At 33.7% G+C, this 21,743-nt stretch carries 20 protein-coding genes; 3 read left to right on the top strand and 17 right to left on the bottom strand.

The window, feature by feature from the left end; translation table 11 throughout:
- Window positions 1-107 precede the first annotated feature (107 nt).
- Window positions 108-1,166 carry a methylmalonyl Co-A mutase-associated GTPase MeaB gene (meaB, locus tag Z054_RS0121955; protein WP_024772182.1) on the top strand — a complete coding sequence of 353 codons (1,059 nt, stop codon included), beginning with the start codon at window positions 108-110 and terminating at the stop codon, window positions 1,164-1,166.
- Between the two features lie 12 nt (window positions 1,167-1,178).
- On the opposite strand, the gene Z054_RS0121950 is transcribed toward meaB, so the two are convergent.
- The 12 genes from Z054_RS0121950 to hpaH form a co-directional block, all read right to left on the bottom strand.
- A complete protein-coding gene (locus Z054_RS0121950; RefSeq protein WP_084050532.1) occupies window positions 1,179-2,447 on the bottom strand; it encodes an acyloxyacyl hydrolase in 1,269 nt (422 codons plus the stop codon).
- Between the two features lie 274 nt (window positions 2,448-2,721).
- Complete coding sequence (locus Z054_RS0121935; RefSeq protein ID WP_024772180.1) at window positions 2,722-3,591, bottom strand: hypothetical protein; 870 nt, start codon at window positions 3,589-3,591, stop codon at window positions 2,722-2,724.
- Between the two features lie 18 nt (window positions 3,592-3,609).
- Window positions 3,610-4,701 carry a histidinol-phosphate transaminase gene (gene hisC, locus Z054_RS0121930; RefSeq protein ID WP_024772179.1) on the bottom strand — a complete coding sequence of 364 codons (1,092 nt, stop codon included), beginning with the start codon at window positions 4,699-4,701 and terminating at the stop codon, window positions 3,610-3,612.
- Between the two features lie 94 nt (window positions 4,702-4,795).
- Window positions 4,796-5,389: a metallophosphoesterase gene (locus Z054_RS0121925; RefSeq protein ID WP_084050530.1), complete on the bottom strand. Its 594-nt coding sequence runs from the start codon at window positions 5,387-5,389 to the stop codon at window positions 4,796-4,798.
- Window positions 5,390-5,408: 19 nt separating this feature from the next.
- The gene (locus Z054_RS0121920) at window positions 5,409-7,043 is read right to left on the bottom strand and encodes a thiamine pyrophosphate-dependent enzyme (RefSeq protein WP_024772177.1); all 1,635 of its coding nucleotides are present in this window, start codon (window positions 7,041-7,043) and stop codon (window positions 5,409-5,411) included.
- A 3-nt stretch (window positions 7,044-7,046) separates the two neighbouring features.
- A complete protein-coding gene (locus Z054_RS0121915; RefSeq protein WP_024772176.1) occupies window positions 7,047-8,552 on the bottom strand; it encodes an aldehyde dehydrogenase family protein in 1,506 nt (501 codons plus the stop codon).
- Window positions 8,553-8,915 carry a 5-carboxymethyl-2-hydroxymuconate Delta-isomerase gene (locus tag Z054_RS0121910; RefSeq protein WP_024772175.1) on the bottom strand — a complete coding sequence of 121 codons (363 nt, stop codon included), beginning with the start codon at window positions 8,913-8,915 and terminating at the stop codon, window positions 8,553-8,555. It lies immediately after the preceding gene.
- Between the two features lie 42 nt (window positions 8,916-8,957).
- Window positions 8,958-9,812 (bottom strand): 3,4-dihydroxyphenylacetate 2,3-dioxygenase, encoded by an 855-nt coding sequence (gene hpaD, locus Z054_RS0121905; RefSeq protein WP_024772174.1) that lies wholly within the window; start codon window positions 9,810-9,812, stop codon window positions 8,958-8,960.
- 10 nt (window positions 9,813-9,822) lie between these two features.
- Window positions 9,823-11,337 (bottom strand): 5-carboxymethyl-2-hydroxymuconate semialdehyde dehydrogenase, encoded by a 1,515-nt coding sequence (gene hpaE / locus Z054_RS0121900; RefSeq protein ID WP_024772173.1) that lies wholly within the window; start codon window positions 11,335-11,337, stop codon window positions 9,823-9,825.
- Complete coding sequence (locus Z054_RS0121895; RefSeq protein ID WP_024772172.1) at window positions 11,337-12,080, bottom strand: fumarylacetoacetate hydrolase family protein; 744 nt, start codon at window positions 12,078-12,080, stop codon at window positions 11,337-11,339. The genes hpaE and Z054_RS0121895 overlap by 1 nt, the downstream gene beginning before the upstream one ends.
- A 60-nt stretch (window positions 12,081-12,140) precedes the next feature.
- On the bottom strand, window positions 12,141-12,941 hold the full coding sequence (locus tag Z054_RS0121890) for an aldolase/citrate lyase family protein (RefSeq protein WP_024772171.1): 801 nt from the start codon (window positions 12,939-12,941) through the stop codon (window positions 12,141-12,143).
- 4 nt (window positions 12,942-12,945) lie between these two features.
- Window positions 12,946-13,749 carry a 2-oxo-hept-4-ene-1,7-dioate hydratase gene (hpaH, locus tag Z054_RS0121885; protein ID WP_024772170.1) on the bottom strand — a complete coding sequence of 268 codons (804 nt, stop codon included), beginning with the start codon at window positions 13,747-13,749 and terminating at the stop codon, window positions 12,946-12,948.
- A gap of 124 nt (window positions 13,750-13,873) precedes the next feature.
- Here hpaH and Z054_RS0121880 point away from each other — a divergent pair, with 124 nt between their 5' ends.
- Window positions 13,874-14,785 carry an AraC family transcriptional regulator gene (locus tag Z054_RS0121880; RefSeq protein ID WP_024772169.1) on the top strand — a complete coding sequence of 304 codons (912 nt, stop codon included), beginning with the start codon at window positions 13,874-13,876 and terminating at the stop codon, window positions 14,783-14,785.
- 3 nt (window positions 14,786-14,788) lie between these two features.
- Here Z054_RS0121880 and Z054_RS0121875 read toward each other — a convergent pair whose 3' ends face one another.
- Window positions 14,789-15,085 carry a hypothetical protein gene (locus Z054_RS0121875; RefSeq protein ID WP_024772168.1) on the bottom strand — a complete coding sequence of 99 codons (297 nt, stop codon included), beginning with the start codon at window positions 15,083-15,085 and terminating at the stop codon, window positions 14,789-14,791.
- 754 nt (window positions 15,086-15,839) lie between these two features.
- Between Z054_RS0121875 and Z054_RS0121870 the strand changes: the two genes are divergently transcribed.
- Window positions 15,840-18,044: a transglycosylase domain-containing protein gene (locus tag Z054_RS0121870; protein WP_241461443.1), complete on the top strand. Its 2,205-nt coding sequence runs from the start codon at window positions 15,840-15,842 to the stop codon at window positions 18,042-18,044.
- Window positions 18,045-18,068: 24 nt separating this feature from the next.
- On the opposite strand, the gene Z054_RS0121865 is transcribed toward Z054_RS0121870, so the two are convergent.
- The 4 genes from Z054_RS0121865 to Z054_RS0121850 form a co-directional block, all read right to left on the bottom strand.
- Window positions 18,069-18,641: a phosphatase PAP2 family protein gene (locus tag Z054_RS0121865; protein WP_024772166.1), complete on the bottom strand. Its 573-nt coding sequence runs from the start codon at window positions 18,639-18,641 to the stop codon at window positions 18,069-18,071.
- 23 nt (window positions 18,642-18,664) lie between these two features.
- Window positions 18,665-18,892, bottom strand: coding sequence for a hypothetical protein (locus Z054_RS0121860; RefSeq protein WP_024772165.1), 228 nt, complete (start codon window positions 18,890-18,892; stop codon window positions 18,665-18,667).
- A gap of 74 nt (window positions 18,893-18,966) precedes the next feature.
- Window positions 18,967-20,052 (bottom strand): OmpA family protein, encoded by a 1,086-nt coding sequence (locus Z054_RS0121855; protein WP_084050528.1) that lies wholly within the window; start codon window positions 20,050-20,052, stop codon window positions 18,967-18,969.
- Between the two features lie 150 nt (window positions 20,053-20,202).
- The gene (locus Z054_RS0121850; protein WP_024772163.1) at window positions 20,203-21,573 is read right to left on the bottom strand and encodes an MATE family efflux transporter; all 1,371 of its coding nucleotides are present in this window, start codon (window positions 21,571-21,573) and stop codon (window positions 20,203-20,205) included.
- Window positions 21,574-21,743 lie beyond the last annotated feature (170 nt).

The following is a 21,743-nucleotide window of genomic DNA, read 5'->3' as shown; positions in this document are numbered from 1 at the left end:
TACCAATATAAGATTCATAATACAGTATAAACTTAAAATTACAGAAGGTCTATTTATTAATTATAAGTTTCCAAAAGGAATTTATAACTTTGCCATAAAGTCATTCTGTGTCTAAAGATTCTACCAAACATACTAAAGCCCCTTCTAGCACGAGTAGTCAAGCAATTGATCGATTTAAAAAATTACAGCAAAAAGAAGTTGTAATTGACCCTATTTTTAAGGCAATCATTGCTCAAGACACCGCTGCTTTAAGTAAAGGAATTACATTAATTGAAAGCACCCAGCAAAACCATATTGAAAAAGCACAAGATCTTATCGAGATGTGTCTTCCTTATGCCAATAATTCTATAAGAATTGGTATAACAGGAGTCCCTGGAGTAGGTAAAAGCACCTTTATTGAAGCTTTGGGTAATTTGTTATTACAAAAAGGGAAAAAAGTTGCAGTTTTAGCAGTAGACCCTAGTAGTACAATTTCACATGGCAGTATACTAGGTGATAAAACCAGAATGGAATCTTTGGTAAGATCCTCTATGGCTTTCATACGTCCTTCTCCATCTGGAAACTCACTGGGAGGAGTAGCTCAAAAAACACGAGAGTCTATTATTCTTTGTGAAGCTGCAGGGTATGATGTTATCATTATTGAAACTGTAGGTGTAGGACAAAGTGAAACTGCTGTGCATAGTATGGTAGATTTCTTTTTATTACTAAAATTGGCAGGTGCAGGAGACGAATTACAAGGTATCAAACGTGGTATTATAGAGATGGCAGATGCTCTTGTAATTAATAAGGCCGATGGTGATAACCTGATACGTGCCCGTAAAGCTAAAAATCAATTTAGAAAAGCACTTCACTTATACCCTCTTACACAAAACAGCTGGTCTCCAGAAGTACTAACCTGTAGTGCTATAGAAGGTACTGGTATTGATGATATTTGGAAAATGATCCTAAAATACCTGAAAATTACTTCTGAAAATGGATTTTTTGAAAAAAACAGAATCCAACAAAATAAGTTCTGGCTACTACAAACTATTGAAGAACAATTAAAAAACTCTTTTTATAACAATCCCAAAGTTAAAGCTGCTTTAGATTCAAAAATTGAAGCCGTGCAACAACACAAAATGACACCCTTTGCTGCTGCTAGGTATTTGTTAGGTTTAAATAAGTAGCAAAAAAATGTACTAGTTTGAATACTCTTTTTTTCTTTCTTTCAAATCAAAACGGTATACATATCCTAAACTAAGTTCAGAAAAATCAGCCTGGCCTAAATTTGCATTAATATTTGCTCCAAAAAAAATATTGTTTTTGGGTGAGGTATGTGTATTAAACAAATAGTATTTCACTCCTAACCTACTAGAAATCGTTCGTTTTATTTCATAATACCAATCCAACTCTCCCAAAACATATTGATCCCCACGTGTTTCTCCCTGACTCAGCTGCCATTCAATTTTATAAAATGGTTTATATATATTAAGTCCAAGTTCAAATTCTACACCAATATGTCCTATAAAAACTTCTGTACTAGAAAAAAAACCATAATTACTTGCGTATGCAACAGGTTTTTCTTTAAAAAAAGGAACTTGCTCCTGTATTAGCATTTCATCATTTTTGATATAATCATAATAGTGTTCATAGAACCTACCATAAAAACCAACTCCAATCTTAAAAATCTTGTTAACAACTTTACCCATGGATAATGCAACAGAATACACTTCTTTTTTATCGTTAAATTCTTCAGAGAGTACATTTTGACCTATGCCACTGCGAAATGAAAAATAGTTCTGTGAGGATTTGACTCGTTCTTTTCTTAACGCTGTTACATCTTCCTCAAGAATAGTTTGAGGTTCTCCAAAAGATGAAGAAGCACTTACCAAAAAAGAGTTAAGTCCCTGGTTAGGTAATCTTGTGTGTCCGTTAGAATAATGGCCATATCCAAGTCCTAAACGCCATTGCGTTGATTTACTTATTAAAACATCATAATACAAAAAAGTTTTGTATGACCAATTAAGACTTGTTGTTACCGCCTTATTAAAAGGGTTTGTTTCTGGGTCATACTTTGCATCAATATAGGATGCGCCAAACCCCATATTAAGATGCCACCTATTTGTTTTTTTTTGAAACAATCCAATTTCAACAAAAGGCATTACAATATAGGCTTTACCTACTTTTTCAATATTTCCGAAATCGGTAATTCCTAATGCAAGTCCGGTTTTTGGATATCCCAGTCTAGAGCTCCATTGTGCATCTACCTTTTTGTTGTAACTTCCTATACTAACAAAAATAGATTTAAGCATTTTAGTTTTAGGAAAACCAGTATTAGGTTCTGTCGTTTTTCCAAATATTACTTCTGGCGAAATAAAAAATGAATTTTTGTTTTCATTATCCAATGTTTGCCCCTTTAATTGTGTTCCAATAAGAAATAGGAGCAGATAATATTCTGTTTTCCTCATTTACATCTTTTTTTAAGTATTTGGAATGATTTCCCCCTTCATCCCCATGATGCAAAATAGGGTTTTTAAAATAAAAGAACACAATCTATATAAATACTGGAAACATAATAATTAAATCTATATATGTTTGTATTTGGCCAGAACAACTACATAATCATTACATTTAATACCAAATAGAGCTTTATGATCAGTTTTTCGTTTTGTTAACCCATTATAAGAATCTAAACAAATTTCCATCATCACTTAAAGAAGATAAGAGTTTTTCAATTCAATTTTATCTTGCTACGTACCAACTATTTACTTCTACTTCTAATTGTTTATCTGTCGGATATTTTTCTTGCACCTGTGATGTAAAATAAGAGACTTCTGCTATTGAAGGTGCTAGTTTAGAAAATTTTTGACGAACATCATATACCGAATTAACCTCGAAAGCTTCATCTACAAATAATGTTTTTACGTGCCTTGCCTGAAGTACTCTTCTATAAAGTGATTCATAAAAAGATTTATCATATTCAAGGTCTTCGTTTAATTGTTTCTTCATTCCCAACTTTTTACCCACCTCACATATTTCGCGATATAATGCCATAAGTACATGAGGCTGAGCATCTGCTTTCTCCATTTCATGATTAGGATTCTCTGTGGTCCTTACTCGCTTACTTATTATTAATTTTCTAAGTTCATCAGAAGGCACAGGTAGTATAAATTGAGTATTATCACTTGATAATATAGGCTCTAGTTCATCTTCTATCTTTTTCCCTAATTCTATTAACCTATTCCCTACCAAAGGAGCTTCAAGGATTAATATTTCATTATCATTTTTATGTAATTGATACCAATCATAAACCGCTTTTCTAGACCATAATCCACAAGATTTCCGGATACCTGCATGAGTAACTCCATTGATTTCAGGATAAATTTTCAACACCTCTTCTGTTTCAAAACCTTGGCGAGCATCATCCCATTGCAATATAGAGATCTTTCTATTCTTCTGTAATGCCATATAGGCAAATTGCTGTACATATAAGCTTTTCCCAACTCCAGGTAATCCTGCAAAACATACAATTTTAGCTTTTGAAGCAACTGTATACAGTATCGAATATAATTCTCCTTTTTTGGGTAAAACAATATATGATGAGTAATCCATAGTAGAGTTTGTTTAATTTTATAGCAATGCTTTTAATACTTCGAAAAACATAGTATTTATAATCGGTGTTGCCACTGTTACTCTAATATGGTCTTTAACTCCAAACTTTCTACATGGTCTTACCATAATACCTGCTTCCAGAAAAGAATTTGTTATTTTTTCTTCGTCTATTGGGGATCTAAATAAAATAAAATTAGCTTCACTTTTCCAGTATGTAATCCCCATCTTCTCAAATTGTGTATACATCCACTTCTTTTGTTCGCTAATTAATTTTTGAGTGTTTTCTATATGTTCATCATCTGTTAAAGCTGCAACTGCAGCGGCAGTGCTTAACACATTAATCATAAAAGGTCTGCTTATTTTCTGTAGATACGAAGCAATTTTAGGGGTTGAAAATGCATAACCAATACGCATCCCTGCTAATCCATATGCTTTTGAAAAACTGTGAATAGCAATTACATTTTTATTTTTTTTGATATAATATGCAGCATTACAAAAATCTGGGTCTTCTACAAAATGAAAATATACTTCATCATAAATTACAATAACAGTATCTGGGATATTATCTAATAAATAATCCACATCTTTTTTAGGAATTATAGTTCCCGTAGGATTATTGGGAGTAGTCAAAAATATCAATCGTGTGTTCTCATTAACCGCATCAATAATTCCTTCTACATCTAAGCTAAAATCCGGTATTTTTAAAGGAATATCAATTACTGTAGCATTTTCTATACTCGCAAAATTACCATAAGCTTTAAATGTTGGAGAAGAAACGATTACTTCACTATCGGCATCCAAAAATCCTCTACATATGATATCAATAATTTCTACACCACTATTTGCAGTTATGTACTGATCTGCTTTAACACCATTGTCATAATGATCGGCTAACGCCTTTTTCAACAAAGAATCATCTCTATGGTGATATTCAGACAGTTCATTTAACGATTCTTGTATAGCTTCTAACGCTTTTGGCGAAGGCCCTAAAAAGTTCTCATTCGAAGAAAGCTTGTATATTTTTTGGCGTTCACTTTTGTTTTCATGTTCAGCTTTTGTCGCACCTACTTTATATGGATTAGTGTCTAATATATGTTTCTTGTATATCATTTGATTATTTTGGTATGGACTCTAGAAAAGTAAAAATTAGTTTTTGAAACAGAATGAATTAAAGTGTCATTATTATAGTACTTTTTGTTTTACTTCACATATTGAAAGCTTTTTCAGAGCGAAGCTGCAATACTTCTTTATTTTTCTTAAAGAAATCAGTTACTAATTCTGTTTTTAATGTTTTACTATTCTCAAGCTCTAAGATTTTTACGTCATTAGTATCTGTATCATAAATAGCCAAAGAGGCTATTCCTGTTTTATGAGCAGAAATCTCTCCTGGGTTTACAATCCATGTTTCATTTTCTTTTTGAAGAGAGGATACATGTGTATGCCCAAAAAAAACTGCATCATACAATTGGGAAGCAGCCATGGGAATAGCAAGATCGTCATAATGAGAAATAAAAATTTTGCGATTGTCTATTTCTAAAAAGTCATACGTATTCAGGCTTACACTAAGATTGCTATTCTGATAATGGGCTACTTTAGTAATTTCTACTTTTTCGCCATCATTATTTCCCCAAATCGTAAATACAGGAATCGTAGAACACGACAATACTTTTGCTATACCAGCATTCATTAAATCTCCCAAGCAAAGTATATGCTTACAATTCTGTCTTTCAATTTCCTCTAATGCAAGAATAAGATTATGGAAATTTTCATGAATATCTGATATTATAGCTATTTTCATCTGTATACATCTTTATAGATTATTTTACACCTCTCAGTTTAGGCATTGATTTAAATTGATCTGTAGAAGGCATATCAATACCTACTCCTATTTCTATTAGTGTTGGTAATTCTTGTTCTTTTGCCTTTTGTATTGCTTGTCTAAAACTATCAAAATCTGTTACTTTTTCTGCATTAGCACCATATGATTTTGCCATTGAGATAAAGTCTGGGTTCGTCAAATCACTAGCTATCACCTTATTTCCATAGTTATTGATCTGCATATTCTGCACATTACCAAAAGCATTATTATTAAACAAGCAAATGATTACGCCTATCTTGTGATGTACAGCTGTAGCTAATTCTTGTACAGCAAACATAAACCCACCGTCACCGCAAACTGTAACTACAGGTAATTCTGGTTTTGCTATTTTTGCTCCAAGTGCAGTAGGAAACCCCCATCCTAAAGTGCCCATATATCCTGTAGATAAATAGGTTCTGGGAGCATAGGCTTCCCATAGCATTCTGCTGGCAAAACCAACCTGTGTTAGCTCATCTACAAAGATCCCATCGTCTGGTAATTCTTCTCTAATAATTCTCAAATATGTAGCTTGAGGTTCTAAATACGCTGTTTTTTCTTTCCAACTAGCTTTTAATGCCTGCATTTCTTTTTCTCTACTAGCTCTTTGAAGGATTTTGTTTTTAAGTACCTCTAAGATTGCTTTTGATGCTTGTCCCGCATTAGCTGTTAAGGCAATATCTGGTGTTGTAATTTTATCATGATCATTAGTATCTATATTAATACTAATAAATGACAGATGCTCATCAGTCCCCCATTTTAATATAGGCATACGTACATGACTTCCTATCCCCACAACCACATCTGCTTCTTTCCATAATTCATACGCAGTCGGTACTGGATGGCTCAGATAATTTCTAGAAGAGACGACACCTTTTCCTGTTCGATATGCAAATACCGGAATTTGCATATAATTAGCCAGTGCTGTAATTTCTTCACTGGCATCCATAGCTCCACTTCCTACAAAAATTAATGGTTTTTTTGCATGGATCAAAGCTTCTGCTATGTTGCTAATTATAGATGTATCTATTTCTTCTTTTTGTTTTGCTTTCGCGAAAGCGGGAAATTCCATTTCATCAGAACTCATTAACAAGTCCATAGAAATTTCTAATCCCACTGGCTGTGGTCTTCCAGTTTCCATTTCCTGAAAGGATTTCTGTATTTTATGTGGTATTTCTTTAATATCATTCACCTTATCCGAATATTTGGTAAGGCGTTTCATTATCCCCAATTGGTCATTAGACTCATGTAATACACCCCAACCTTTTCCTTGAGTTTTTAAAGGAGTTTGACCAACTAATGCCAGTACTTTTGCATTCAACCCATAGGCCGTTAACAGAGCTGCCGAACTATTAAGGAATCCTGGTCCAGGAACTACATTATAGACTGCCGTTTTACCAGATACCAGGTGATACCCTAATGCCATGTATCCTACTCCTTGCTCATGGCGTGTATGTATTACCGTTATTTCATCCTGGTAATCATAAAATGCATTGTACAGCCAATCGTTTTGTACTCCCGGTAAACCAAAGACTATTTTAACCCCTTGTTTTATCAATGATCGTACAACGACCTGTCCCCCCGTTAATTTTGTCATAGTTTAGTATACTATATTTACTGCTTTTGTTTTTGTAAAAGCATATAATCCCTCTTTTCCTAATTCTTTTCCTATCCCCGATTGTTTAAATCCACCTAAAGGGAAATGAGGATCTGATCGAGCATTAGAGTTTACCCATACCCAGCCGGCTTCTAACTCGTCTACCATTCGCATAGATTTAGAAATATCCTTAGTGAAAACAGTAGAAGAAAGTCCGTAATTAGTCTGATTAGCTAATTTAATAGCCTCGTCAACAGTTTTAAAAGGTACACCAACTAGTACAGGACCAAAAATCTCTTCCTGTAGTACTCTAAGGTTATTATCTGTAGCTGAGAAAATAGCAGGCTCTAAAAAATACCCTTTATCTTTTATTTTTTTTCCACCCGAAATCAAGGTAGCTCCCTCTTCGTTACCTAATTTTATATAATCGATAACTGTATCTAAATGTGATTTACACACCAAAGGTCCTAAAGTCACATTATCCTCAAACCCATGTCCAATTTTCATTTTTTGAGCGCTGTGCATAATATCAGTCATGACTTTATCATAAACCTTTTCCTGAATATACACTCTGGAACCTGAAACACAAATTTGTCCCATATTTCTAAAAATACCTTGCGATACACATTGGGACGCCCAATCCAAATCTGCATCTTCAAAAACAATTGCAGGAGATTTACCTCCCAGTTCTAATGATATTCCTGTAATAGAATCGATAGCTGCTTTTCCTATAGATTTTCCGGTAGTCGTAGATCCTGTAAAAGTTACTTTATCAATATCTGGATGTGATACTAAAGCATTTCCCGTAGTGCTACCATTACCTAATATAATATTAACTACACCTGCCGGAAAACCGGCTTCTGTTATAAGTTCTGCTAACACCAAAGAATTTAGAGGTGTTTCTCCCGATGGTTTTAATACTACTGTACAACCTGCTGCCAGAGCAGGTGCCAGTTTCCAGGCTGCAATAGAGAACGGGGTATTCCAGGGTATAACTGCTGCTACTACTCCTATAGGTTCTCTACGTGTAAAAGCAAAATTTTGTTTATTATGAGGTTGCGGAATAGAAATATTAAAGGTTTCTCCTTCAATTTTACTACACCATCCAGCATAGTATCTAAACGTTTTGGCTGCCCCTAATACTTCAGATTTTCTGGCTTCGGCAAAGGGTTTTCCATTTTCTAAAGTGATTACTTCTGCGATATGATCTGCATTTTCTTCAATTAAATCACTTAATTTATAGAGTAATCGCTCTCGGTCTGCAGGGAGCATTTTTCGCCATTCATGGGTATAAAAGGCTTTTTTAGCTGCACTCACTGCTTTGTTTACATCTTCTGGTGAAGAAATAGGAATGGTAGCTATCACCTCTTCATTAGCAGGATTAATCACCTGGCCAACCTCATCACCATTTGCTAAAACCCAATCATTATTTATAAAATTTTTCTTAGACAGATCACTAAAAAAAGATGTAGTCTTTGGATGTAACGAAAGTTCTTCTATTGATTTCATTTATCTAACAGCATTTTTGGTTAAGTCTAGTCCCTTTATCAATTCTTTTATCTCTGTAGAAAGGATAATCTCTTTCGCATTGATTTCACTCTCAAAATATTTTTGTAACACTTTCATACCTATCTCAGACAATTCTTTTCGAACTTCGAGAGAACGACCTTCGCGTAAACGAATCAATAGATTTATCATTTTATAATCAGGATTTCCATCAATTATGAAATAATCACTAGATTGTACAACTCTACATTTTACTCCCAATTGAGGAATATGTCCAGTAGCTACAAATTCATTAGTTAAAGTTTGAAAAATAGCTTTAAAATCTGCTTCTATATTATCTGAACATTCTAATGTTATGTGCGGCATTACCTTAGTATATTAGGTTATTTGTATTACTATTAATACACTTCATGAAACAGGAAAAACCACATTTACCTGTCCTGTACCCGAACTCGGAAAATATTCTCCTATTTGTTCACATCTATTTTGATATTTATCCCAACCGATTGCTCCATATAGCATCGCTGTATCATGCATATTTCCTTCACCAGAGCATCTCTCGGCATATTCTGGTAAAAGCTTCAAGAATGTTTTATGTTCTCCTTTTTTCCACAAGTCAAGTACATGAAGATCCATCTGTCGGTTAAACTCGCTTGATATTGTAAAAGTCCCATTATTTGCTTCATAATCTTCATTTGCCCACATTTTATGAGAAAGAGAACCTGATGCCAATAACATTACATTATTATCACTTTCTTTAACTGCTTCGGCAATAGCTTCTCCTAACTTGCGAGAAGATTCATGACTATGAACCGTACACATAGCTGCAATAGATACTACTTTCAAATCTCTTTCAGGATTCATATAGTGCATAGGAACCAGAGTGCCATACTCAAGTGTAAGAGATTCAATATTATGAGATTCTGTATGCACTCCTTTTTCCATGGCTTTTCTAGCTATAGCATTTCCTAAATCAGAATTTCCGCAATATTCATAATCCATATTTTGAATAAATTGAGGGAATTCATGACTTGTATATGTGCCTTTAAAATAACTACCGGCATTGATATGGTATCCTGCATTTACGAGCCAATGTGTATCTAAAACAATTATAGTATCTGCTTTATTAGCACGACCTCGACGAGCTATTTCTTTATGACCATCAATAGCTTGTTGTCTACAGCCATATAATTTCCCTGGTCTCTCGGATAGCAACATTGTTGGAACATGTGTTATTTTGGCTGCTAATACTATTCTTCCCATAATGTTAATTTTATTCAATCCCCAATTTTGGGATTTCATGATCTCCTAGTGCTACAGAAATATTTTTGGTTTCCATATAAAAGTCAAAACTATACTCTCCTCCATCTCTGCCTATACCACTATATTTAACTCCTCCAAAAGGTGTGGGTAAGTGTCTTACATTTTGCGAATTTATCCATACCATTCCTGCTTCTACTTCATGTGCTATGCGATGTGCACGACCTACATCTTTCGTCCAGATATAAGCTGTTAATCCATATTTTACGGCATTAGCTATTTCGATGGCTTCATCTTCAGTTTCAAATGGAATTACGGTTAGAAATGGTCCAAAAACTTCTTCCTGAGCAATACGCATATCTTTTGATGCATCTATAAATAATGTTGGGTTTACGTAACATCCTTTTTCTAATCCATCCGGTTTACCACCACCTACTGCCAGAATCGCTCCTTCACCTTTTCCTATTTCACCATAGCTCAATACTTTCTCCTGATGCGAAGGATGAATCATAGGGCCAATTTCTGTTACCGGATCTAATGGATGCCCCACTTTTATATTACCGACTCTCTTTTTTAATTTTTCAACAAAATCCGAATAGATATCTTTTTGTAATAATAATCGACTACTTGATGTACACCGCTCTCCATTAAGGCTGTATTTCATAAAAATTGCAGCATCTAGAGCTCTCTCTACATCAGCATCATTAAAAACAATAATAGGGTTTTGTCCTCCTAATTCTAAATGCACTCTTTTTAACGTTGGTGCTCCTTGTTTCATAATGTGACTACCTGTTGTCGTTTCTCCAATAAATGCAATTGCCTTTATGTGTTCATGTTCTGTCAATGATTTTCCTGCTGTTTCTCCAAAACCATGTATCACATTCCATACTCCTTTTGGCAATCCTGCTTCATGTGCTAGTTCTGCGAGCCTTGCTGCTGTTATGGGACTAAATTCGGCAGGTTTATGAACGACAGTACAACCTGCTGCCAGAGCTGGTGCTATCTTCCATGTACTTAGCATAAATGGAGTATTCCAGGGGGTAATGATACCTACTGGCCCGATGGGTTGACGCATGGTATAATTTGCGTGATAGGTATCTGGTGTAGATAACCCATTTTGTGCATCAATGGCTTTATCTGCAAAATACTTAAAGTTTGCAGCACCTCTAATCGCGGCTTTTTTCATAAAACGGATAGGTTGCCCTGTATCATAGCTTTCTAGTACTGCAATTTCATCTGCATGTTCTTCTATTTTTTCTGCTATGGCATATAAAATATCTCGCCTATTTTTATGAGACATCGCTTTCCACCCTGTAAAAGCATTCATTGCAGCCCGAGCTGCATTATCAATATCTTCTTTATCACTTTCTGCTACATTAGTTATAAAACTTCCATCTACAGGTGTTGTATTCTCAAATGTTTTTCCTGAAATCGCTTCAACAGTTTTTCCATTGATAAGATTCTTGATACCTCTTTCTTTCAATTGAGGTAAAAACCGATGTAATAATTCTAAATTCTCGTCTAACATTATTCTGCTATTAAGTAATTTTCTAATTTTCCAATACCCGATACTTCACATACTACTGTATCTCCCGGATAAATGTGTGATACTCCTTCTGGAGTTCCTGACCAAATCATATCGCCGGGATTAAGTGTCATAAAATCTGACATATACTCTATCAATTCTGCAATGTTATGTCTAATATTTTTGGTATTACCTTCTTGTCTTAGTTCTCCATTCACCCAGGTTTTAAGGGAAACATTGTTAGGGTCTATATCTTTGGCATCTACCATCCACGGACCACAAGGACCCCAGGTATCAAATCCTTTTGCCTTAAGTGGTGGTCTGTAATAATTAACCACAAAATCACGAACTGTAATTTCATTGCCTACCATATAATATCCTACATAATCTAATGCATCAGCTGCTTTAACTTTTCTGCACGAACGACCTATTACAGCTACAAGTTCACATTCGTAGTGCATATAATCTATTCCCGACGGAACAATAATATTGGATTTATGCCCAATCATCGTGTGGGGCATTTTGTGAAACAATATGGGATATTCTGGAATCTCTAACTTTAATTCCTTAGCATGATCTGCATACGCTAATGCTACACCAATTGCTTTACCGACTCCTTGCGGGTCAAGGGGTGGAAGAAACATAACATCATCAGGATTAAATTCTTGTGTACCTTTTAGAATAACATCATTTTCATAAATCCCTTGATGGATTCCTCCATTATACGCAAACCTTACGTGTTTCATACATTTATATTTATTGCCGAATCAAATTCTCACTACTATAATCTTTTTGCTTTTCACAAATCAGTAACGTGTATTTGACGTATTATCTTTTTGTTCTGGTTTATAGTGTTCTGCTAATTCTTTTGCTGTTTTTGAAAGTAGAAGAGTATCAATCCCGACTCCAATCATATTAGCACCTTGCTCACTGTAATAGTTAACAATTTCTTTTGATGTAGACAGGAAGCCTGCTGTTTTTCCTTTCGCCTTAATACGATGGATGGCTTTTACTATTACTTCTTTTACTTTTGGATGATTGGGTTGCCCTAAATACCCCATTGATCCTGCTAAATCTGCTGGTCCTATAAATACACCATCTACCCCATTTACTGCTAAGATTTCTTCTAAATGATTAATTCCTTCAACAGATTCCACCTGACAGATCAAACACATTTCATTATTAGCATCCAGGAAGTAATCATTAGTTCTATTCCATTTTGATGCTCTTGCCAATGCTGTACCTATGCCTCTAAAGCCTTCTGGGGGATAACGCATTGCCTTTACAAGTTCTTCTGCCTGTGATGCACTTTCGACCATCGGAACTAACAAGCTTTGCACACCGATATCCATAAGCTGTTTTATAAGTACAGAATCCCCAACAGGTGGGCGAACAATAACCTGCACATCATATGCTGCCATTACTTGCAATTGCGTCTGAATAGTTCGTAAATCAAATGGAGCATGTTCTCCATCAATTACAATCCAATCAAATCCAGAACCTGCCAAAATCTCTGCTGTAATGGTATCTACAATACCATTCCATATACCATAAATGGTTTCACGATTATGTACTGCTTCTTTGAATGAGTTTTTAGAAATATTCATGTTATTACATAAAATTACAAGTTATTTTCCCCAGTGAATTATAATCAACAGTAATAGTATCTCCGGCCTTTACAATAACCGGGCGTGTAAAAGAACCTGCCAAAATGATTTGTCCTGCGTTTAACGTTATATTGTGTTTTGCATATTTTTTTGCTAACCATATAACACCTTTGGCAGGGTGATCAAGCACAGCTGCTGCAACACCAGACTCTTCGATAGTTCCATTTTTGTATAATAATGCACCTACCCATCTTAAATCTATATCTCGAGGATTAATTCTGGTATTACCCAAAATGATCCCTGCATTAGCTGCATTATCAGAAATCGTGTCTTTAACAGTTCTACTATAATTTGTATTGGGATCAACCCGGAAAGTACGCGCTGCAATAAGTTCTAGTACAGGCACTACATAATCTGTTGCATCCAATACATCTTCTATTGTAAGAGTATCTCCGAAAAGTGGTTTTTTCAACACAAAAGCTAATTCTACCTCTATCCTTGGATCCAAAAAATCGGAAGTTTTTATCTCACAACCATTTTCATAAACCATATCGTCTAGTAGTGTTCCATAATCAGGTTCATTAATATTCATAGCGACCTGCATAACCTTAGAAGTAAGACCAATTTTATATCCAACTACTTTTCTACCTTCTTGCTTTTTGATATTAACCCACTCTTTCTGAATTTGATAGGCATCATTAATATCCATCTCTGGAAAATAATTTGTTGTGGCTACAACCTGTTTTTTATTTTTTTCTGAATCATGTAATCGATTTGCTTCTTCTTTTATTTGTGATGAAGTTAACATAGTATAATTTATTAGTTGCAATCTCGTTTATTTAAAAACAAAGTTGATTCATAAAAGTGCTATAATTATTTCACTTTTTGTTATTCTGCTACTATTTATATGTATAATGGATTATTTTTGATGTATGAAAGATAAAGATTTGATTCGATTAGATAAATTTTCGGATAAAAAAGATTTGCCCTTTTTTATGCGTCCCTTACTTCATGAAAAAAATAGAGATAGAAAAAAAAGGGACCCCCATCGTCATACATATCATGAGATTATTTATTTTAAATCCGGTGAAGCACTTCAGAATATAGACGATGAAATTATAAACCTAAAAACTCCGAATACTTTTTATTTAATAGAGCGAGGGCAGGTACATGATTTCATTAAAGGAAAAAACATGCAGGGTTTTCTAATTCGTTTTGATAGTGAGCTTATTCCTTTTCAAAAAACAATCGATAATATCTCTTTTTTATCCATAATTCATAACATATCTAAGGTAAATACAATTATTTTAGGTAAGGAAGATGTATCACAATTTGAAGCAATTTTAAACCAGCTTCATTATGAATACCTATCTCCTTTATATTCATATGGGAGAAGAAATACAATCGTTTTTCTATTACTTACTTTATTGGTAAAATTGCAACGAAAATGTAATGAAATCAATAGTGATGAGCAAAATTTAAATCAATCTTATGAAAAAAAGATGTATTATAAGTTTTTAGAATTGCTAGAACTTAATTTTTCTAGTTATCACGAATGTGATTTTTATGCTCATGAACTCGGTTTATCAAACAGAAAATTAACCGAGATCACAATGTTTGTCAATGGATCTTCAAGCAAAAAAATTATTATTGATCGTATCATTATTGAAGCAAAACGATTATTACTCTATAGCCAAATCAGTTCGAAAGAAATTTCTTTTATATTGGGATTTGAAAGCCCTTCATATTTTAGCAGGCTTTTTAAAAACAAAACTGGAGAATCCCCAAATTCATATAAAAAAAATATCAAAAGCAAAGAAAATGCATATTTCGAAAAAAGATGATGATTATTTATCATCAATATCTGCTACTTGATCTTCACGCACTTCTTCAGGAATATCACTTGTAGTGCTTACAGTTTCTTCTTCCTCTTCAAAACTTTGCATAGTATCTGCAAGACGTTTGCTAATTTTAACCAAATAGATAGTCTCTTCTGTTCTTACCTCTACAGCTTCTATTGCTTCATTATGCTGATTTCTAAAATGAACAATATCTTTATCGGCATAGCCATCGGGAAACTTTTCTACAAGTAGGTTTAAAATATTTTTATTAAGCTTTTTGTAGTCAACAATTACTCTTTTCATAGGACTCAAGGTTTTAAGAATTAATTCTATACTTTATATATTTCAAATAACATTTTTTTTGCTAAATGTTATTATCTCGACTATAAATCTTGGAGTAGTTTTTATTAAGTTACTCCAAGTAATTTTAAATTGAGCGTATATTATTTCACTGAGTAATTTGTTACTACAAGTCTAAATAAAAAAAATGAAACTTTTAAGAAATCAACTTTAAAAATCAATTATTTTTTTCAAATTTTTACTTGTTAAAAATTTGATTTTTTTCTATGACCGTAATGTATTTTCAAAACTCTTTAGGAAATTTATATTTACAACGGGTCACTTTTTATATCAAAGCTCAAATCCAAAAGGAAAAAAGACACTAGGTATTATATAAAACTTGATTTTAAGAAAAATGGGGTACTATATATTTCTCTGAGAATTTTAATCTTTTTATATGCTTTCACTTTGGAACCCTATGAGAGTATAGAGTCATTCTCGATATATTTGCAGGCGATTTGGTAGGTTTTTCTAACTGGGATTACTTTATGTTTTACTCTTATATATTTTAGTAGATATTAATGTTTTAATTGCAATACAAAAACTCTTTATTTTTACTTCGCTACTTTTTTCATTGTTTATGACAATAATGATTGTATGATTTATTAGAGGTTTCAGAAAAAAACAAGAAACCCATATCTCCTAATAATATGGCATTTTCGACGTTATGTATGTCGGTATTATGATTATGATAAAGACGACATTTAAAAAAAAATGGGTGAAATGGTTATTATATACCATTGGTGGGTTCATTTTCTTCAGCATTTGCTTTTATGCTAGTATCTATTTTGGCTTTTGGGGTAAATTACCTGACAAAGAAGAGTTAAGCTCTTTAAAACAGGCCGAGGCCACTCAAGTACTCGATAAAGATGGTCATATGATTGGTAAATATTACATCTATGACAGACAACCTATATCTTACGAAGATTTACCTCAGCACCTTATTGATGCACTAGTAGCTACAGAGGATGTACGCTTCTATGAACATGATGGTGTAGATAACACAAGCTTATTACGCGTGTTTTTTAAAACCATTTTGCTTAGAGATAAATCTTCGGGAGGAGGAAGTACCATAACTTTACAATTGGCAAAAAACCTCTTCGGAAGAAAAAAACACAAATTGTTTAGTACAGTAATCAATAAATTGAAAGAATCTTTTGTTGCCAAAAGAATAGAAGATATTTATTCAAAAAAAGAGATTCTTACACTATACTTCAATACTGTTCCGTTTCCAGACAATACCTACGGAATAGAAAGTGCCGCCCAGAAATTCTTTAATAAATCCACTCATCAATTAACACTATCAGAAGCAGCCACACTTATAGGAACATTAAAAGCCAATCATAGTTATAACCCAAGACTTTTTCCAGAAAGAAGTCAGTTAAGAAGGGATGTTGTACTTCAACAAATGGCTAAATATGAGTACCTAAGTGCTCATCGATCAAATCAAACAATGAGTCAGCCTATCATCATGGATTATCAATATTTTAATCACGATCTTGGATTGGCACCTTATTTCAGAGAAGAAGTAAAAAAAGAATTGATCAACATCTTAGAAAAGCATAAAAAGCCAGATAGCACTGTTTATGACATCTATAATGATGGTTTGATTATACATACTACGCTAGATTATAAAATGCAGGTTTTGGCAGAAGAAGCCATGAAAGAACATATGCAAGTTTTACAAAACGATTATGAAAAATCTTTTGGCAGTGCTGCCCCCTGGAAAAACAATAAAGACCTTGTTAATAATGCTGTCAAAAACCACAAAATTTATACTATTTACAAAGAACAAGGACTGACAGAAGCACAAATTGAAGATTCTCTTTCTGCAAAGAAAGACATAGAACTGTTCGAATGGAATGGTAACATTACTAAAAAAATATCTTCTCTGGATAGTATACAACATTACCTGAAGTTTCTTAATACAGGAATGATTGCTATCGAACCAACAACGGGTGCGGTACAAGCATATCTGGGAGGTATTGATTATCGTTATTTTAAATATGACCATGTTTCGCAAAGCGAAAGGCAGGTTGGATCTACTTTTAAACCTTTTGTTTATACTACTGCTATAGAAAATGGCATGAAGCCTTGTTCTTATTTTTCGACAAAAGAGATTACCTATACAAATTTGGATAACTGGACGCCTAAAAATGCATCAGAACAAAATGATCCTTATCTTAATTTTACGCTAGAAAAAGCACTAAGCAACTCTGTTAATACTATTGCCGTAAAGGTGCTTAATGAGGTTGGTATCCCAAAAGTTGTAGATCAGGTAAAAAAACTAGGAGTCACGGCTGTACTTTCTGAAGAGCCTGCAATGGCATTGGGTACAGATGGTATTAAATTAAAAGAATTAGCAGGTGCTTATGCAAGTTATGTAAATGAAGGTAAAAGTGTTAAGCCATTTTATATTTCGAGAATTGAGGATAAAAACGGTCGTTTAATTGCTTCTTTCGAGCCTGAAATAGCTAAGGCTCCTGCTTATAGTGATTACACCAGGCAGGTACTTTTAGAAATGATGAAATCTACTGTAGAGCAAGGTACTGCAACCAGGCTTAGAGCCACCTATAACCTCAAAAACGATATTGCAGGAAAAACAGGAACCACCCAAGACAATAAGGATGGTTGGTTTGTAGGGATCACTCCGAATTTAGTAACGATCACCTGGGTAGGAAATGATAATTATAATATTGGTTTTAAAACTACCGCTTTAGGGCAAGGAGCCAATACGGCATTACCAATTTTTGCCAAATTATACCAAAAGATGAATCTGGATAGTACATTTGACCCAATTACAAAAAGTAAATTCGAAGAAAGCTCCAAGGAAGTTTTAAAAGACTTGAATTGTAGACCCGAAAAAAGAGATAATTTCCTTAAGCGTCTTTTTGGTAAAAAGAAGAAAAAGAAGAAGTTTTAGATTAATATAATTCTACATTACTTATTATACAACTTCTCCATATTTCTTTACCAGAAATGTATGTAGTTTAAAAGCACCTACTCCTAATAAAATACCTATTGCCATACCAGTAACGATATCACCGGGATAATGCACTCCTATATAAATTCTACTATAACTAACAACAATTGACCATACCACCATAAATGGGAAAATATATTTTAGGTGTTTTCTCAGGGCTAATCCAGTAAAAAAGGCTAATGCCATAGAACTTGCTGCATGACCTGAAAAATACCCGTGGCGCCCACAGCGTTCTGCAATAAAACGTGTAAACTCAGATACTCCATCTGCTCTACATGGCCTTGGTCGCATAAACAACACATTCTTAAACAGGTTAGATAACTGATCAGTAGCTGTAATTAATAACGCTACTACTATCAAAGTGATGATGGTACCTCTAATTCCAAAATATTTATAGAAAAAAATCAGTAATACTAAATACAAAGGAATTTGGTATAACTTCTCTGTCATAAATAACCAAAATCCATCCCATGCAGATGAGCCCAGATTATTGAGATATAAAAAAAGATCTTTATCTAATTGTATGAGGTCTTCCATTGTTATGGTTGTTTATTTATTTTTTATTCGTCGTAACGTTCTATTTCACGATCATAAAAATCGTTAGCAGCTACAAAAAGGTTTTCTGCTTCCTCTAACAATTCTTTTTCATCATCTTTATCAAACTCTTCAAGCCATTCTACTTCATCATTCTCCAGGTTGACAATAAACCTGGGAAACTCGGTATGAATTACAAAAATGGCATCTGGATAATCAGTATTATCGCCTAATAAGAATTTTGGAAAGTCCATAATGAATACTTAAAATTACAAAGTTTCAAAGGTACTATCTTTTTTAAGGAAATCAGAAAATTATTAGGGAACTACTATTCAATTTTAATTTCTATTCTATTGTTTGATTCTGGATCCAAATTAGAACCTGCAGTAACAACAGGCATAGTATCTCCAGCCGCTACTATTTCGATTAAAGATTCGTCTATACCTTGTTCAACAAAATATTTTTTCACATTACTTGCTCTCATTGCAGACATGATTTCATTCTCAAAAGATGAACCAGCATCATCTGCATGACCAATAATTTTAACTGTGCTTACTTTAAAAATAGTAACATATTGGATATAAGAATCCAATGCCTTTTGAATTTCTTTATATGCTTCACTTTCACCTACCAAAAATTCTACAGGCGAAAAATCAAGAGCCATATCACACACCTGGCTTGATGTAAGGTTTTTGGTATCTCTCATTTCCATTAGTAAAACATCGTCTACAAAATAGTAAGCTGTATCAAATCCTCCTCCTTTTACAGATTTTCCTTTTGGGCTATCTGAGAAATATCCCAACGAAATATATTTTTCTGTTCCTTTTGCTCTATATACACCACAAACTTTAGTCCATCCTTTGGTATTACATACCATTTTTGAAGATTCTATATTTAGAGGAAATCTAGAGGTGGTGGTTATTTTTGGTCTCCTGGCAGTAAAATATGATCCAATAGATGAAGTACAGGAATTCGAGATTCCTTCTCCTAAAGAAACATACATATGAAAATAGTAATATTTACCCTTGGATAATGGTTGTTTTAATTTGGCCGTCACTCCTTCCTTATAAGGACCTCCAGCAATATACATTCCTACTTTGCCTTCTCCTGTTCTGGGTTCTTGTGCTCCAAACTGCTTTAAAAAGTTAGGTGCTTTATGGATAAATCTAATATCCTCTAATCTTGGGTGATAAGCATCCGGAGAATTAATTGAAGCTTTCCAATCCTTAATAATTCCAAAATTTTGCATTTCCATATCTAATCGTGCAATCGCTGTATTTGTAGCTTCGAAACTAGGATTAGGAATAAGGTTTTGATTTTTACTATGGATAAAGTTTTGACTTATACTACTTTGGGTAACCATTATGGCAAGAACTACAAGCAGTAGACAAAATCTAGAATTTGGGACTCTCATATTTTGTATTCTCTTTTTTTGGAAAGATAGTTAATTATTCGTTAATACCAAATAAACGTAATAAGTATAAAAATGGTATTTGATCTTTATTTTTATTTAAAAAACCAGCTCTAAGCCCCTGATTTGCAAGACAAAAAAGAGAGAATAATTTTAATTTTTCTGAATTAAACCTTTGGTCAAAGCATTAAATCTAAGATATAATAGTAATGCAGAAACAGAAAGACCTGCTAGCAATCCAATCCATATTCCAGAGCTTTTATATTCGGTATATAATCCTAAGTAATAACTAACAGGAAATCCTACTACCCAATATGCAATAAATGTAATTAAAGTAGGGATCTTAACATCCTGCAAGCCTCTTAAAGCGCCAAGTACTGTAACTTGTATTCCATCAGAAATCTGAAATAATGCTGCGATAATCAATAGTTTTGCTGCAATAGAAATCACCTCGGTATTATCTGCTATATTTTCAACATCATTTACATCCAGATATATTTGTGGTAACAACTCATTAAAGAGAATAAAAAACAAGGCAAAAACAGCTTCTATTAAAAATGTTAGTAAAAATATCGAAATCGCAATTCTTCTTAAATCTCTAAAATGCTGAAGCCCTTTTTGATTACCAACACGTACCATAGCAGCGACACTTAACCCCATAGCTACCATAAAGGTCATAGAAGCCAGATTCAATGCTATTTGATTTGCTGCTTGTGGATTTTTACCTAAAATCCCAGATAGCCATATAGCAGCGGTAAAAATGGCTACTTCAAAAAACATTTGTAATGAAGAAGGAAACCCTAATGCCACTATCTTATTTATCATTCTGCGTTCTAAAGTAAAAAATTTGATATGGGTAACATAAGGTCTAGATTTTTGCTTATTCTTAAGAAAAATCCATAAAAAGATAACCATCACAAATCTTGAAGCTAGTGTCCCGACAGCTGCGCCAACTATTCCCATTTGCGGAAAACCAAATTTTCCAAAAATCAATACGTAATTCAGAACTATATTAACCAGATTCGCAACTAAAGTTGCATACATTGGGTATTTGGTCATAGACAATCCATCTGAGAATTGCTTTAATGCCTGAAAACTCACTAATGGAATCAAAGAAAAAGCGACCAGATCCAGATATGGTATTGCCAGTTCAACCACTTCGGGAGGTTGTTTCATTAGATACATTAATGGTTTTGCAGCCAATATCATTAAAAACAGTACTATTCCTAAAGTGGTACATAAAAATAATCCATGTTTAAACGCTGATTTACCATTTTCAAAATTGTTTTCTCCATCTGCTTCTGCTACCAATGGTGTAATTGCTGTAGAAAACCCAATCCCCAAAGACATGGCAATAAACATAAAACTATTTCCCAGAGATACTGCTGCTAATTCTGCCGTACCCAGCTGTCCCACCATAATATTATCGACTAATCCTACAAAAGTATGCCCCAGCATACCCAGCATTACGGGTGTGGCCAACTTTAGATTATATCGAAATTCTTTGGTGTACTGTTGTAGCATTTTACAATTTTGAAGACGCAAAGGTATTAGAACCGAAATGAACTAAGCAATTCTTATTGTTTATTTAACGTTATTTAGAATTTACGTTATTATCACCTGTGTCATTTTCTTATTAAATTTTGGGTAGATAACTATCTTTATAAAGATAATTTATGGCATTACATAAGAAC

Source organism: Aquimarina macrocephali JAMB N27, assembly GCF_000520995.1.
Classification (GTDB): domain Bacteria; phylum Bacteroidota; class Bacteroidia; order Flavobacteriales; family Flavobacteriaceae; genus Aquimarina; species Aquimarina macrocephali.
This window is presented reverse-complemented; position numbering and strand designations above follow the sequence as displayed.

Excerpts from the sequence above, each read along its gene's own strand:
- Z054_RS0121910 (WP_024772175.1), bottom strand. The coding sequence starts at position 8,915 with ATGCCGCACATAACATTAGAATGTTCAGATAATATAGAAGCAGATTTT.
- Z054_RS0121925 (WP_084050530.1), bottom strand. The coding sequence starts at position 5,389 with ATGAAAATAGCTATAATATCAGATATTCATGAAAATTTCCATAATCTT.
- hpaH (WP_024772170.1), bottom strand. The coding sequence starts at position 13,749 with ATGTTAACTTCATCACAAATAAAAGAAGAAGCAAATCGATTACATGAT.
- Z054_RS0121850 (WP_024772163.1), bottom strand. The coding sequence starts at position 21,573 with ATGCTACAACAGTACACCAAAGAATTTCGATATAATCTAAAGTTGGCC.
- hpaD (WP_024772174.1), bottom strand. The coding sequence starts at position 9,812 with ATGGGAAGAATAGTATTAGCAGCCAAAATAACACATGTTCCAACAATG.
- Z054_RS0121895 (WP_024772172.1), bottom strand. The coding sequence starts at position 12,080 with ATGAAACACGTAAGGTTTGCGTATAATGGAGGAATCCATCAAGGGATT.
- Z054_RS0121915 (WP_024772176.1), bottom strand. The coding sequence starts at position 8,552 with ATGAAATCAATAGAAGAACTTTCGTTACATCCAAAGACTACATCTTTT.
- Z054_RS0121890 (WP_024772171.1), bottom strand. The coding sequence starts at position 12,941 with ATGAATATTTCTAAAAACTCATTCAAAGAAGCAGTACATAATCGTGAA.
- Z054_RS0121875 (WP_024772168.1), bottom strand. The coding sequence starts at position 15,085 with ATGAAAAGAGTAATTGTTGACTACAAAAAGCTTAATAAAAATATTTTA.
- Z054_RS0121855 (WP_084050528.1), bottom strand. The coding sequence starts at position 20,052 with ATGAGAGTCCCAAATTCTAGATTTTGTCTACTGCTTGTAGTTCTTGCC.
- hisC (WP_024772179.1), bottom strand. The coding sequence starts at position 4,701 with ATGATATACAAGAAACATATATTAGACACTAATCCATATAAAGTAGGT.
- Z054_RS0121865 (WP_024772166.1), bottom strand. The coding sequence starts at position 18,641 with ATGGAAGACCTCATACAATTAGATAAAGATCTTTTTTTATATCTCAAT.
- Z054_RS0121935 (WP_024772180.1), bottom strand. The coding sequence starts at position 3,591 with ATGGATTACTCATCATATATTGTTTTACCCAAAAAAGGAGAATTATAT.
- Z054_RS0121860 (WP_024772165.1), bottom strand. The coding sequence starts at position 18,892 with ATGGACTTTCCAAAATTCTTATTAGGCGATAATACTGATTATCCAGAT.
- hpaE (WP_024772173.1), bottom strand. The coding sequence starts at position 11,337 with ATGTTAGACGAGAATTTAGAATTATTACATCGGTTTTTACCTCAATTG.
- Z054_RS0121950 (WP_084050532.1), bottom strand. The coding sequence starts at position 2,447 with ATGAGGAAAACAGAATATTATCTGCTCCTATTTCTTATTGGAACACAA.
- Z054_RS0121920 (WP_024772177.1), bottom strand. The coding sequence starts at position 7,043 with ATGACAAAATTAACGGGGGGACAGGTCGTTGTACGATCATTGATAAAA.
- Z054_RS0121880 (WP_024772169.1), top strand. The coding sequence starts at position 13,874 with ATGAAAGATAAAGATTTGATTCGATTAGATAAATTTTCGGATAAAAAA.